We start from the raw sequence: 13,924 nt of genomic DNA, 5'->3' as shown, positions 1-13,924 counted from the left end.
CGCCACCACCCCGCAGCACCCCGCGCCCACCACCCCCGAGGACGCCGCCACCCCCGTCCCCGCCGAGTCGCCGGCCGCCGAGGCCCGCCGCCGGGAGCTGGCCACGCTCGCCTGGCCCGAGGCCGCGGGCACCACCCCGGAGCAGCGCGAAGCCCTCGAACTGGCCGTACGCCACCGCCTCGCCCCGCCCGCCGTCGCCGCCGTCCTCGGACTGGAGCCCGCCACCGCCCGGGAACTGCTGGCCGGAGCGGCCTGCGAGGTGGAGCGCACCCGCGCCGCCCTCGCCGTCGTCAGGGCCGGCGGCTGCCCCACCGTCGCCGGGCTCACCGGCGACCAGCGGGCGCCACTCTCCGCCGACCTGCGCCGGGAACTGGTCCAGCACGTCGACGACTGCCCCCGCTGCCGGCGCGCCGCCGAGCGGGCGGACGCCGCAGGCCCCTGGCCCGGGGCCGCGCCGGTCGCCGCCCTGCCCCTGGTCGACGCCCCGCGCCCCTCCGTGTACGTCGCCATGGCGCAGGCGCAGCGCGCCCGCGTCGCCGGACCGCGCCTCGACCGGGCCGGGTACCCGCTCGATCCCAAGGACCAGGCCGCCCGCCGGGACCGGCTGCGCGCCCGGGTCGTGACGACGACGGTCGTCGCGACGGTGGTCGCCGCCCCCGTGATCGCCCTGTGGGCCGCGTACCGGGGAGCGCCCCACACCGGCGAGGGCCACGACGGCTCGTCGGTCACCGCCACCGAGGCGGACGGCGCGGGCGGGATGGACGGCGACCCGTCCGAGAACGGCGGCGGCCCGCCCGGAGACCGCTTCGGGGCGCGGGTCCCGGACGTCTCCGCCGAGGTGGTCAGCGTCGGCGGCGCGCGCCACGGCGACGCCCGGCTGACGGTGACGGCCCGGACCTCCGGCGCCGTCACGACGCTCACCCTGACCGCCGGCGGCGGGGAGCCGGTGAGCTGGTCGGCGGCGGCCGACGCGCACTGGCTGCGCCTGAGCCGTACGTCGGGCACGCTCGCCGCCGGAGGATCCACCACGGTCACGGTCACGGTGATCCGGCACGCGCAGCCGCCCGGCCCGTGGCGGGCCCGGATCTCGCTGACGCCCTCGGGCTCCGCCGTGCTCATCGACGGGTACGGGGGCACGGTTCCGACGACGGGGGGCCCGCGCCCCACCCGCCCCGGCACACCCGCCCCGCGCCCGACCGGGCCGGGCCCCACGGACCCCGGGCCGACCGACCCCGGACCCACCGATCCCGGCCCGACCGACCCCGGCCCCACGGACCCGGGCCCCGGCCCGACCGACCCCACGGACCCGCCGGAGCCGACCGATCCGCCGGAGACCACGGACCCGCCGGAACCGACCCCGACCCCGACCGGTCCGACGGACCCGGCGCCCACGGACCCGACCCCGACCGACCCGGACCCGACGACCGGCTGACCCCCCCGTAAGCCCGACCACCGCCCAGCTCAGCGCTCCGTCAGCAACCAACTCACCGCCCAGCCCACCGCTCCGCACAGCGCTGTGTCAGCACCCGGCTCACCGCCAGCTCAGCTCAGCACCGCACTCAGCGCTGTGTCAGCACCCAGCTCACCGCCCGCTCAACACCCCACTCAGCGCTGTGTCAGCTCACCGCCCCGCTCGGCGATCCGTCAGTGCCCCCGCAGCGCTCCGGCGGCGCCTCATCAGCGCTTCTTCCTCAGCGCTTCTTCGCCGCCCGCGCCGGGAGCGGCGGGTCCGCCGGGTGCGGCGCCATCGGCAGCAGCGCCGACAGCCGCTCCTCGCACAGCTCCACCAGCCGGTCGTACCCCTCCTTGCCCATCAGCTCGATCAGCTCCGGACGGTAGGAGACGTACACCGGCTCGCCCGCCCCGTGCGCCGAGGTCGCCGAGGTGCACCACCAGTGCAGGTCGTGGCCGCCGGGACCCCAGCCCCGGCGGTCGTACTCGCCGATCGTCACCTGGAGGATCCGGGTGTCGTCGGGCCGGTCGATCCAGTCGTACGTCCGCCGCACCGGAAGCTGCCAGCACACGTCCGGCTTGGTCTCCAGCGGCTCCTTGCCCTCCCGCAGCGCGAGGATGTGCAGCGAGCAGCCCGCCCCGGCGGCGAACCCCGGCCGGTTCTGGAAGATGCAGGAGCCCTCCCAGCGGCGCGTCTGGCGTTCGCCGTCCTCGTCGACGCCGACCCACCCCGTCTCCGTACCGACGTCGTGGAACTGCCACAGCTCGGGCGTGAGCCGGGCCACGTGCTCCGCGACCCGCTTCTCGTCGTCCTCGTCGGAGAAGTGCGCGCCCAGCGTGCAGCAGCCGTCGTCCGCCCGGCCCGCCTGGATGCCCTGGCAGCCGCTGCCGAAGACGCAGGTCCACCGCGAGGTGAGCCAGGTCAGATCGCAGCGGAAGACCTGTTCGTCGTCGGCCGGGTCGGGGAACTCCACCCAGGCCCGTGCGAAGTCGAGTCCCTTCTCGTCGGACGGGTCCGGCCCGTTCGCCTCCGGTCCCGACGCCTGCTTGTTCGACTTCTGCTTCTTCGTGGCTTTGTCCGGCTTAGCCTTTTTCGTCTTTGGCACGCGCCCAGCGTAAGTCCGACCGGCGCACGGACGGTGCTCCGCGGCGCAGTAGCGTTCCCGTATGAGACTCGGAGTCCTCGACGTCGGTTCGAACACGGTTCACCTGCTGGTGGTCGACGCCCACCCCGGCGCCCGCCCGCTGCCCGCGCACTCGCACAAGGCCGAGCTGAGGCTCGCCGAACTCCTCGACGAAGCCGGTGCGATCGGCCCGCTCGGCGTGGACCGGCTGGTGACGACGGTCACCGAGGCGCTCCGGGCGGCCGAGGACAAGGGGTGCGAGGACGTCCTGCCGTTCGCCACCTCCGCCGTGCGCGAGGCGACCAACGCGGACCAGGTGCTGGAGCGCGTACGGATCGAGACCGGCGTCGACCTCGCCGTCCTCAGCGGCGAGGAGGAGGCCCGGCTGACCTTCCTGGCCGCCCGCCGCTGGTTCGGCTGGTCGGCGGGGAAGCTGCTGGTCCTGGACATCGGCGGCGGTTCCCTGGAGATCGCCGTCGGCATCGACGAGGAGCCCGACACCGCCGTCTCCCTGCCGCTCGGCGCGGGCCGCCTCACCGGGGCCTGGCTGCCGGACGACCCGGCACAGCCCGAGCAGGTCAGGGCGTTGCGCCGGCACGTCCGCGCCAGCATCGCGCGGACCGTGGGGGAGTTCAGCCGCTCCGGCCGGCCCGACCACGTCGTCGCCACCTCCAAGACCTTCAAGCAACTCGCCCGGATCGCCGGAGCCGCCCGCTCCACCGAGGGGCTGTACGTCCAGCGCTCGCTGACCCGCAAGGCGCTGGAGGAGTGGGTGCCGAAGCTGGCGGCGATGACCGTCGAGGAGCGCGGCCGGCTCCCCGGCGTCTCCGAGGGCCGGGCCGCCCAGCTCCTCGCCGGGGCGCTGGTGGCCGAGGGGGCGATGGACCTGTTCGGCGTCGAGGAGCTGGAGATCTGCCCCTGGGCCCTGCGCGAGGGCGTCATCCTGCGCCGCCTGGACCACCTCCCGGCGCAGCGGGCCGCGCTGCCGGGGTGACGGCCGGCGCCGGTCGAAGGGCCCGCCGCCGGAACGTTCCGGCGCTCCCCTGTGACGTACGGTCACCGCGGCCATGGCCCTGATCACTTTCCGCCAGGAGCCCTCGGACGGGCGCACGGCTGCCCGTACCCTGGCCAGGTGGCAGAACCAGTGGTGCGCGTCCCCGATGCGAAGGTCGCCCTGTCTACGGCCTCGGTCTATCCCGAGTCCACCGCGACGGCCTTCGAGATCGCCGCGCGCCTCGGCTACGACGGCGTCGAGGTCATGGTCTGGACCGACCCGGTCAGCCAGGACACCGAGGCCCTGCGGCGGCTCTCCGACTACCACCGGGTGCCGATCCTCGCCGTGCACGCCCCCTGCCTCCTGATCACGCAGCGCGTCTGGTCCACCGACCCCTGGGTCAAGCTCCAGCGGGCGAAGGCGGCAGCGGAGAAGCTCGGCGCCTCCACCGTCGTGGTCCACCCGCCGTTCCGGTGGCAGCGCACCTACGCCCGCGACTTCGTGAACGGGATCTGGCGGATGGCCGGCGAGACCGATGTCCGGTTCGCCGTCGAGAACATGTACCCGTGGCGCTACCGGGACCGCGAGATGCTCGCGTACGCCCCCGACTGGGACGTCACCAACGACGACTACCGGCACTTCACGGTCGACCTCTCGCACACCGCGACCGCCCGCACCGAGGCGCTCGCCATGGTGGACCGGATGGGCGACCGGCTCGCCCACGTCCACCTCGCGGACGGCAAGGGTTCGGCCAAGGACGAGCACCTGGTGCCCGGCCGGGGCGACCAGCCGTGCGCCGAGCTGCTGGAACGGCTGGCCGGCACGGGCTTCGACGGGCACGTCGTCATCGAGGTCAACACCCGGCGTGCCATGTCCTCCGCCGAACGCGAGGCCGATCTCGCCGAGGCGCTGGCCTTCACCCGCCTCCACCTCGCCGCCGCCTCCGCCGATCCGTCCCCCGGAATCCACCGCCCGTGACCGAGGAGACCAACGGGACGGGCGGGGCCGCGACCGAGGAGGCCGGCGCGGCCGAAAAGGCGAGCGCGGAGGAGCCCGGGACCGGAAAGGCGGCCGCCGGGGAGACCGCCCCCCGCCGCCGGGGCCGCCCCTCCCGCAAGGCCGCGGCCGACGGCCCCGACGCCCGTACGCGCATCCTGGAGGCGGCCCGTACGGAGTTCGCCGAGCGCGGCTACGACAAGACGTCGGTCCGGGGCATCGCCAAGGCCGCCGGGGTCGACGCCGCCCTCGTCCACCACTACTTCGGTACGAAGGACGGGGTCTTCGCCGCCGCCGTCGAGCTGACCTTCGAACCGGCCCTGGTCCTCCCCGCCGTGCTGGACGGTCCGCCGGAGGGGCTGGGAGAGCGGCTCGCGGCCTTCTTCCTCTCCGTGTGGGAGGACCCCGGCACCCGTACGCCCCTGCTGGCGATCCTCCGGTCCGCCGTCACCCACGAGGCGGCGGCGAACGTCCTGCGCGACTTCGTGCTGCGGCGGCTGCTGGAGCGGATCGCGGCCGAGCTGGACGTACCGGACCCCACCCTCCGCGCCGAGCTGGCCGCCTCGCACATGCTCGGCATCGTGATGCTCCGGTACGTCGTCCGCGCCGAACCGCTCGCCTCGGCGGACCCGGCGGAGATCGTCGCGATGGTGGCGCCCACCCTCCAGCGATACGTGGCCGGGCGCTGAGCCCGAGGCGCTGAGCCCGAGCCGGGGAGGAGCGCCGCCCGGCCCGGCACCGGCTTTGCGGGGAGGAGCGCCCCCCGACCCGGCACCGGCTTTGTACAGTCGATCCCCGGCGCCCATCCACCGACCACGGCGTCCCGCATACCGGACAGACTGTCCAGATCTTGGATCCGGGGCGTACGCTCGAAGACAGCCTTTTTTCTCCACTGTCGTAGGCAGCCCCCTGCCGAAGGAGCGAGCGACGATGCCGCAGCTGAGGTCCCGCACGGTCACCCACGGACGCAACATGGCGGGCGCGCGCGCCCTTATGCGCGCGTCGGGCGTAGCGAGCGCGGACATCGGCAAGCCGATCATCGCCGTCGCCAACTCGTTCACCGAGTTCGTCCCCGGCCACACCCACCTCGCCCCGGTCGGCCGGATCGTCTCCGAGGCGATCCAGGCCGCGGGCGCGGTCCCGCGCGAGTTCAACACCATCGCCGTGGACGACGGCATCGCCATGGGCCACGGCGGCATGCTCTACAGCCTGCCCTCGCGCGACCTGATCGCCGACTCCGTGGAGTACATGGTCGAGGCGCACTGCGCGGACGCCCTGATCTGCATCTCCAACTGCGACAAGATCACCCCGGGCATGCTGAACGCCGCGATGCGCCTCAACATCCCGACCGTCTTCGTCTCCGGCGGCCCGATGGAGGCCGGCAAGGCCACCCTGGTCGACGGGACCGTGCGAAAACTCGACCTGGTCAACGCGATCAGCGACGCGGTGGACGAGTCCGTCTCCGACGAGGACATCCTCCGCATCGAGGAGAACGCCTGCCCCACCTGCGGCAGCTGCTCCGGCATGTTCACCGCCAACTCGATGAACTGCCTGACCGAGGCCCTCGGCCTCTCCCTCCCCGGCAACGGCTCGGTCCTCGCCACCCACACCGCCCGCAAGGCGCTGTACGAGAACGCCGGGCGCACGATCGTCGAGATCACCAAGCGCTACTACGAGCAGGACGACGCCACCGTCCTGCCGCGCGCCATCGGCACCCGCGCCGCGTTCGACAACGCCATGGCGCTGGACATCGCCATGGGCGGCTCGACCAACACGATCCTGCACCTGCTGGCCGCCGCCCAGGAGGCCGAGCTGGCCTACGACCTGGCCGACATCGACGCCGTCTCGCGCCGCGTCCCCTGTCTGTCCAAGGTCGCCCCCAACGTCGCCCCCGGCGGCACGTACTACATGGAGGACGTCCACCGCGCTGGCGGCATCCCCGCCCTCCTCGGCGAACTGCACCGCGGCGGCCTGCTCAACGAGGACGTCCACTCGGTGCACTCCGACACCCTCGCCGAGTGGCTGAAGGACTGGGACGTGCGCGGCGGCTCCCCGTCCCCCGAGGCCGTCGAGCTGTGGCACGCCGCCCCCGGCTGCGTCCGCTCCGCCACCGCCTTCTCGCAGTCCGAGCGGTGGGACACCCTCGACCTGGACGCGGCGGGCGGCTGCATCCGCGACGTCGAGCACGCGTACTCCGCGGACGGCGGGCTCGCCGTCCTCAAGGGCAACCTCGCCGAGGACGGCTGCGTCGTGAAGACGGCCGGCGTCGACGAGTCGATCTGGACCTTCGAGGGCCCGGCCGTCGTCTGCGAATCCCAGGACGACGCCGTCGACAAGATCCTGCGCAAGGAGATCGAGCCCGGCGACGTCGTCGTCATCCGCTACGAGGGCCCGCGCGGCGGCCCCGGCATGCAGGAGATGCTCTACCCGACGTCCTTCCTCAAGGGGCGGGGCCTGGGCAAGGTCTGCGCGCTGGTCACGGACGGCCGCTTCTCCGGCGGCACGTCGGGCCTCTCCATCGGCCACGCCTCGCCCGAGGCGGCCTCCGGCGGCACGATCGCGCTCGTCGAGGACGGCGACCGCATCCGCATCGACATCCCGAACCGCTCCATCGAGCTGCTCGTGGACGACGCCGAACTGGCCACCCGCCGCGCGGCGTTGAACGGGGTGTACGCGCCGAAGAACCGCGACCGCAAGGTCTCGGCCGCCCTGCGCGCCTACGCGGCGATGGCGACGAGCGCCGACCGTGGCGCGGTCCGCGACGTCTCCAAGCTGGGCTGAACCGGGGCACGCGCCCCGCGGACCCGCGAAGCCGTCGCGCGGACCGGCGCGACACCCCGAACCGGCAGCACCCGGCCCCGGGGGCCCCTCACCGGGCCTTCGGGGCCGCGTCGTTCCCGGCGCGGCCCTTCACCAGGCGTCCGGGCCCGCGTCGTTCCCAGCGCGGACCGGCGCAGCCCACCGGCACAGCCCCCCAGCGCGGACCCGCACAGCCCCCCGGCCCGGACCCGCACAGCCCATCAGCGCGGACCCGCACAGCCCCCCCGGCGTGGACCGGCGCGCATCGGCCGCTCACCAGCCCCCCGGGTCCGCCCCGTCCACGGCGAAGACCGACCCGTCCGGCGCGCTGCCCACGACCAGCCGCCCCGCCGTCACCGGCGCGGGCAGATCCGAGGCGTACGCGAGCTTCCCGCCGCTCAGCCGCGCCCGGGTCTGCCCCACCAGCGCGCCGCGCTCCCTGTCGACGGCCAGCAGCCGCCCGTCGGCGGCGGAGAAGTACAGCCGGCCGCCCTCCCCGAGCACCGGGGCGGACGCCCGCCCGACCCCGGTCTCCAGCCGCCACAGCTCCGCCTCCGCCCCGGCCGCCCCCGTGTCCACGGCGAGCAGCGAGCCGCCCCGCGCCAGCAGGTATGCCACCTCCCCGGCCATCGCCACCTGCGGCCCGTCCAGGGCGAACGGCAGTGCGATCCGGGCGGACGCGCCGGTCGCGGGGGCGTACCGGACCAGCTCCGCCGTGTCCGAGTTCTCGTCCATCGCCGTCAGCACCAGCTCCCCGGCCCCGGCCGTGGCGACCGGCGTGAGCACCCCGTCCACCTGCCGCTGCCACGCGGCCCGGCCGCTCGCCGCGTCCACCGCCGTCACGAGGGTCGCGGTGCCGGACGGGGTGTGCTCGAAGGCGTAGGCGAGCCCGGAATCCGGGTCGTACAGCGCGAAGTCCGGCCGTACGTGCCCCACCAGAGGCTTCTTCCAGCGCGTCGCCCCGCTCGCCCCGTCCAGCGCCGTCACCGTGCCGTTCTCCGCCACGGTCAGCAGGGCGTCGCCCGCCGGGAACGCCGCCCCCGGACGCGCGGGCAGCGCGGTCTCCCGTACGGCGGTCCCCTTCACCGGGTCGAGGGCGCGCAGCCTGCCGTCCGGCCCGGCGGACAGCACGACCGGGCCCGAGACGACCGGGGCCCGCACCTCCCGCGACGACGCGGAGGGGGCCGACCACAGCACGCGGCCGTCCGCCGGATCGATCCTGACCGTGCCGGTCCCGGCCACCGAGCAGTACAGCGCGCCCCGCGCACCCGCGCTCGCGCACACCGGCGTGCCGCCCCCGCCCCCGGTCCGCAGCGCGGTACGCCACGGGGCGACCGCGCCCCCGGCCTTCCCGGCGCCCGCCCGGCCCTCCGTCCCCGGCCCGGTCCGGCCCACGTCCGCACCGCCACCGCCGCCCCACACCGCGTACGCCCCGGCGCCCGCGCCCGCCACCAGCAGCAGGAGCGCCGCCGCCACGACCAGCCGGGTACGCGGCAGCCGCCGGCGGCCGGCCTCGGGCGCGGCGCGCACATGGGTGTCCTCCTCCGCGCCCTCCCGCTCCCCGTCCGGCGCCGTGGCCCCGACCACCACCGCGACCGCCGGCCGCCGCCGCTGCGCCGGCACGAACGCGTCGGCCTCGTACGACGGGGGCAGCAGCGCCTCCATCACCTCGTCCGGCGTCGGCCGCTCCGCCGGGTCCTTCGCCAGGCACCGGGCCACCAGCGGGGCCAGCTCCTCGGGCACCCCGCCCAGATCCGGCTGGTCGTGCACCACCTGGTACGCCACGATGTACGGGCTGTCCGAGTCGAACGGGCCCCGGCCCGTCGCCGCGTGCACGATCACCGCCCCCAGCGCGAACACGTCGACCGGCGGCCCGACCTCGCGCGGCCGCTGGAACTGCTCGGGGGCCATGTACGGCGGCGAGCCGATCAGCTTGCCGGTCTCGGTGCGCAGATCGCTGTCGTACGGCCGTGAGATCCCGAAGTCGATGACCTTCGGGCCCCCGTCGGTCAGCAGCACGTTGCTCGGCTTCAGATCGCGGTGGATCACGCCCGCCCGGTGGATGTCCCGCAGCGCCTCGGCCAGCCCCGCGGTGAGTCTGCGCAGCGCGGCGGGGGACAGCGGACCGTTCCGCTTCACCTGCTCGGCGAGCGTCGGACCGGGGACGTAGAGGGTGGCCATCCAGGGCCGGCCGGCCTCCGGATCGGCGTCCACCACGGGCGCGGTGAACGCACCGCTGACCCGCCGCGCGGCCGCGACCTCCTGCCGGAACCGCGCCCGGAACTCGGGATCCGCCGCGTACGGCGCGTGCACCACCTTCACCGCGAGCTGCATCCCCGAGGCCGAGCGCGCCAGATGCACGACCCCCATGCCGCCCGAGCCGAGAAGGGCTTCGAGACGGTAGGCGCCGGCGTACTGCGGAAACTCCGCTTCCGGATGCGCTCCGGGCTCTCGCAGCGGCGGCATCCGCCCACCCCCGTGTGTTCGTGCGCATGCGACGCACGGAGCCTAGTGGATGGTGCGTCCGGGAAGCACGGGGCTTGCTAGCCTGCGCGTCGTACGCGTCGGCGTACGCGATTCTCAACGGGGGACACGCACATGAGCGTTGAAGAGAACACGCAGGAACCGGCGGCGGCCGCGGCCGTGGACGGCGCCGGGGAGGTGGCCGCGGCGGACGCCGTCACGGCCACCGCGGAGGCCGCCGCGACCGGAACCCGCTACCCGATCGCCCCGGGCTACCGGGTCAACGTCCGCACCGGGCCGGGCACCAGCTACCGCATCGTCAGGACCCTGCCCTACGACCAGAAGATCCCGATCTACTGCCAGAAGCCGGGGGAGCGGGTCACCGGCCCCTACGGCACGTCGAACCTCTGGGACAACATCGCCAACGGCCAGTTCGTCGCGGACGCCTACGTCTACACGGGGCGTGACGGCTACATCGCGCCGCGCTGCGACTGACGCACCCGCCCCGGGCCTCGCGGGGCCCGGGGATGTCCGGCGGACCGTGACCGGGGCCGCGCCCCGATCCGCCGGACACTTCGCGCGGGGATAATCGACCCCGTGAGCGAGAACAGCGCAGCCCCCGGCACCCCGCCCTCCGGCACCCCGGCCTCCGGAGGAACACCCTCCGGCCCCCGGCCCGAGCCGATCCGCTTCTTCGGTACGACCTGGGTCGACCACGACGGCGGTTACGGGCTGCGCCGCGCGGGCGTCGCCCTCGGCTCGCTGGCCGCCGCCGTGGCCGCCTGCTTCGTCCTGCGCTTCGCCTACGAGGGGCTGGAGATCGCGGACGTCGGCGGCTTCGTCGGAGCGCTGGTCATCGCGATGTTCTCCATCTGCAGCGCCATCGCCTTCCGCAAGACCTGGGAGGGGTTCGGCGCCCGCCCGAAGGACCCGTCCCGCGAGGACGCCCTGCGCGGCCTGAAGTCGATCGGGTTCATCGGCTCGCTCCTCGCCTACTTCGTCCGCTCGCTCACCGAGGCCCCGGGCGAGAAGCTGCACCGCGCCGAGTACGAGACGGCCCGCGCCCAGTACGAGAAGCGCCGCTCGACCCGTACCGGGAACCCGGCGGCCCGCAAACGCCCGAAGCGCCGCTGACCCACCGCGCCACCTCGCCACCTCGCCACCTCGCCCCTCCCCTCCTCACCAGCCCGCCGGCACCGCGCCGGCGGGCTGATTTGTTTCCCCGACCCTCCCGCCCCTTGACGGGAGGACGCGCCACGAGAACAATTCATCACATGATGAATTCTGAACCCGCGCCCGCACCACCGCCACCCCCCGACCCGGCGATCGAAGCCCGCGGCCTCACCGTCGTCCGGGGCGACCGCACCGTCCTGCGCGGCCTCGACTTCACCGTCCGCCCCGGCCGCATCACCGGCCTCCTCGGCCCCTCGGGCTGCGGAAAGACCACGCTCATGCGCGCGGTGGTCGGCACCCAGGCCAAGGTCACCGGCCGCCTCGACGTCCTGGGCCGCCCCGCCGGGGACCCCGCCCTGCGCCCCCGCATCGGCTACGTCACCCAGGCGCCCTCCGTCTACACCGACCTCACCGTCCGCCAGAACCTCGACTACTTCGCGGCCGTCCTGCACCCCGGCCGCGCCCACCGGGACGCCCGGCGCGACGCCGTCGCCCGCGCCATCGGGGACGTCGACCTCACGAGCCACGCGGACGCCCTCGCCGGCGCGCTCTCCGGCGGGCAGCGCAGCCGCGTCTCCCTCGCGGTCGCCCTCCTCGGCACCCCGGATCTGCTGGTCCTGGACGAACCGACCGTCGGGCTCGACCCCGTACTCCGCCGGGGCCTGTGGGACCTCTTCCACCGCCTGGCCGCCGACCGCTCCACCGCGCTGCTGATCTCCTCGCACGTCATGGACGAGGCCGAACGCTGCCACCGCCTCCTCCTCATGCGGGAGGGCCGCATCCTCGCCGAGGACACCCCCGAAGCCCTGCGGGACCGCACCGGGGCGGAGACCGTCGAGGACGCGTTCCTCCACCTGGTCGACGCGGCCGCGCCCCGTACCGAGGAGGCCCCCCGATGACCGCCACCGCCGGCCGCGTCCTGCGCCAGCTGGCCCACGACCCCCGCACGATCGCGCTGCTGGTGATCGTCCCGGTTTTGCTGATCACCCTGCTCCGTTACGTCTTCGACGGGGCGGCCGGGACCTTCGACTCCATCGGGGCCTCCCTCCTCGGGATCTTCCCGCTGATCACGATGTTCCTGGTGACCTCGATCGCCACCCTGCGCGAACGGACCTCGGGCACCCTCGAACGCCTCCTCTCCCTCCCGCTCGGCAAGGGCGGCCTGATCGGGGGGTACGCCCTCGCGTTCGGCGCGGTCGCGGTCGTCCAGTCGGCGCTCGCCACCGCGGTCTCCGTATGGCTGCTGGGCCTGGACGTCGCCGGCTCGCCCTGGCTGCTGCTCCTGGTCGCCCTGCTCGACGCCCTGCTCGGGACCGCGCTCGGCCTGTTCGTCTCGGCGTTCGCCGCCTCCGAGTTCCAGGCGGTCCAGTTCATGCCGGCGGTGATCTTCCCCCAGCTCCTGCTGTGCGGCCTGTTCACCCCGCGCGAGGCGATGCACCCCGTCCTGGAGGCGATCTCGAACGTCCTCCCCATGTCGTACGCCGTCGACGGCATGAACCAGGTCCTCCACCACACCGGGGTCACCGGCGACTTCGTGCGCGACGTCGTCGTGGTCGCGGGCAGCGCCCTGCTGGTCCTCTGCCTCGGAGCGGTCACCCTCCGCCGCCGGACACCGTGAACGCCCGATGCGAGGATGACGGGGAAGCAGCACGGTCCGGCCCAGAGCACAGCCCCAGCACCGCCCGGAGGGTGAACGCATGACCCAGACAGTCGCAGTTCTTGGCACCGGCAAGATCGGCGAGGCCCTGCTCAGCGGGATGATCCGGGCGGGCTGGCGACCGGCTCACCTCCTGGTGACCACCCGCCGCGCGGACCGGGCCCGTGAACTGCACACGCGGTACGGGGTCGAGTCCGTCACCAACGCCGAGGCGGCCAAGAACGCCGACGTCCTCATCCTCGCGGTCAAGCCGCAGGACATGGGCAAGCTCCTGGACGAGCTGGCCCCGCACGTCACCGCCGACCGGCTGGTCATCTCCGCCGCGGCCGGCATCACCACCGCGTTCATCGAGGACCGGCTCACCGCCGGAACCCCGGTCGTCCGGGTCATGCCGAACACCCCGGTCCTCGTCGACGAGGGCATGTCCGTCATCTCCGCCGGCAGCCACGCCATCGGCGAGCACCTGGCCACCGCCGAGGAGATCTTCGGCGGCGTCGGCAAGACCCTGCGCGTTCCGGAGTCCCAGCAGGACGCGGCCACCGCCCTCTCCGGCTCCGGCCCCGCCTACTTCTACTTCCTGGTGGAGGCCATGACCGACGCGGGCATCCTGCTCGGCCTGCCCCGCGCCCAGGCCCACGACCTCATCGTCCAGGCCGCCATCGGCGCGGCCGTCATGCTCCGGGACAGCGGAGAGCACCCGGTGAAGCTCCGCGAGGCCGTGACCAGCCCGGCCGGCACGACGATCAGCGCCATCCGCGAACTGGAGAACCACGGGGTCCGCGCTGCCCTCATCGCCGCCCTGGAGGCGGCCCGCGACCGCAGCCGCGAACTGGCCTCCGGCAACGGCTGACCGACCGCTCCCGCCGGGGGTTGACACGCCCCCGGCGGATCCGTAGTGTGCTCCGAGTTGTCCGACGTGAGCGCCGACCCCGGTCGGTCCCCGGACAGCCATTCCGCAGTAACCACGACAGACACGCGACTTCTGGTCGCATGCCTTTTCGTGCGCCTGCACGGAATGAGGAATCCGCGTTCGAAGGGACGCACCCCGATTAGCGTCGGGGCGCAGGAATCCGCTAATGTCTCACTCGTCGGAACGGCCCAACAGCCGGGAAGACAAGCCCCGCTGACTGGGAATCAGGCCCGAAAGGATCTGATAGAGTCGGACTCGCCGGAAAGGGAAACGTGAAAGCGAAGACCTGGAAAGCGAAACAAGCAGAATCGCAGGGCCCGCTTCGACCGGGAATCAGGCACGAAAGAGTCTGATAG

12 protein-coding genes are annotated in these 13,924 nt (G+C 74.3%); 10 read left to right on the top strand and 2 right to left on the bottom strand.

Annotation, left to right across the window (positions count from 1 at the left end):
• Positions 1–1,432 (top strand): BACON domain-containing protein (locus IF19_RS0133775; protein WP_030290271.1); only part of this gene is annotated, 1,432 nt, incomplete at its 5' end.
• 259 nt (positions 1,433–1,691) lie between these two features.
• Here IF19_RS0133775 and IF19_RS0133770 read toward each other — a convergent pair.
• A complete protein-coding gene (locus IF19_RS0133770) occupies positions 1,692–2,558 on the bottom strand; it encodes a DUF3109 family protein (protein ID WP_030278092.1) in 867 nt (288 codons plus the stop codon).
• Positions 2,559–2,619: 61 nt separating this feature from the next.
• On the opposite strand from IF19_RS0133770, the gene IF19_RS0133765 reads away from it, so the two are divergent.
• From IF19_RS0133765 to ilvD, 4 genes are all read left to right on the top strand, one after another.
• Positions 2,620–3,570: a Ppx/GppA family phosphatase gene (locus tag IF19_RS0133765; protein WP_030193962.1), complete on the top strand. Its 951-nt coding sequence runs from the start codon at positions 2,620–2,622 to the stop codon at positions 3,568–3,570.
• Positions 3,571–3,720: 150 nt separating this feature from the next.
• Entirely contained in the window at positions 3,721–4,548 is an 828-nt protein-coding gene (locus tag IF19_RS0133760; protein WP_030114519.1) for a sugar phosphate isomerase/epimerase family protein, read from the top strand.
• Entirely contained in the window at positions 4,545–5,255 is a 711-nt protein-coding gene (locus tag IF19_RS0133755) for a TetR/AcrR family transcriptional regulator (RefSeq protein WP_078580592.1), read from the top strand. The genes IF19_RS0133760 and IF19_RS0133755 overlap by 4 nt, the downstream gene beginning before the upstream one ends.
• Before the next feature lie 241 nt (positions 5,256–5,496).
• Entirely contained in the window at positions 5,497–7,347 is a 1,851-nt protein-coding gene (gene ilvD / locus IF19_RS0133750) for a dihydroxy-acid dehydratase (RefSeq protein WP_030114517.1), read from the top strand.
• 291 nt (positions 7,348–7,638) lie between these two features.
• On the opposite strand, the gene IF19_RS0133745 is transcribed toward ilvD, so the two are convergent.
• Positions 7,639–9,831: a protein kinase domain-containing protein gene (locus IF19_RS0133745; protein ID WP_030278091.1), complete on the bottom strand. Its 2,193-nt coding sequence runs from the start codon at positions 9,829–9,831 to the stop codon at positions 7,639–7,641.
• Between the two features lie 132 nt (positions 9,832–9,963).
• On the opposite strand from IF19_RS0133745, the gene IF19_RS0133740 reads away from it, so the two are divergent.
• From IF19_RS0133740 to proC, 5 genes are all read left to right on the top strand, one after another.
• Positions 9,964–10,323, top strand: coding sequence for an SH3 domain-containing protein (locus IF19_RS0133740; RefSeq protein WP_030114513.1), 360 nt, complete (start codon positions 9,964–9,966; stop codon positions 10,321–10,323).
• Between the two features lie 102 nt (positions 10,324–10,425).
• Positions 10,426–10,962 (top strand): hypothetical protein, encoded by a 537-nt coding sequence (locus IF19_RS0133735; protein ID WP_030114512.1) that lies wholly within the window; start codon positions 10,426–10,428, stop codon positions 10,960–10,962.
• A gap of 140 nt (positions 10,963–11,102) precedes the next feature.
• Positions 11,103–11,900: an ABC transporter ATP-binding protein gene (locus tag IF19_RS0133730; protein WP_030114511.1), complete on the top strand. Its 798-nt coding sequence runs from the start codon at positions 11,103–11,105 to the stop codon at positions 11,898–11,900.
• The gene (locus IF19_RS0133725; RefSeq protein WP_030114510.1) at positions 11,897–12,619 is read left to right on the top strand and encodes an ABC transporter permease; all 723 of its coding nucleotides are present in this window, start codon (positions 11,897–11,899) and stop codon (positions 12,617–12,619) included. Before IF19_RS0133730 ends, IF19_RS0133725 begins: the two co-directional genes overlap by 4 nt.
• A gap of 79 nt (positions 12,620–12,698) precedes the next feature.
• Positions 12,699–13,508 carry a pyrroline-5-carboxylate reductase gene (proC, locus tag IF19_RS0133720; protein WP_030114509.1) on the top strand — a complete coding sequence of 270 codons (810 nt, stop codon included), beginning with the start codon at positions 12,699–12,701 and terminating at the stop codon, positions 13,506–13,508.
• Positions 13,509–13,924: the final 416 nt, after the last annotated feature.

This window comes from Streptomyces californicus, from assembly GCF_000717645.1.
Lineage (GTDB): Bacteria > Actinomycetota > Actinomycetes > Streptomycetales > Streptomycetaceae > Streptomyces > Streptomyces californicus.
Note: the sequence above shows the minus strand (reverse complement) of the source record. Positions and strands in the feature narration are given on the sequence as shown.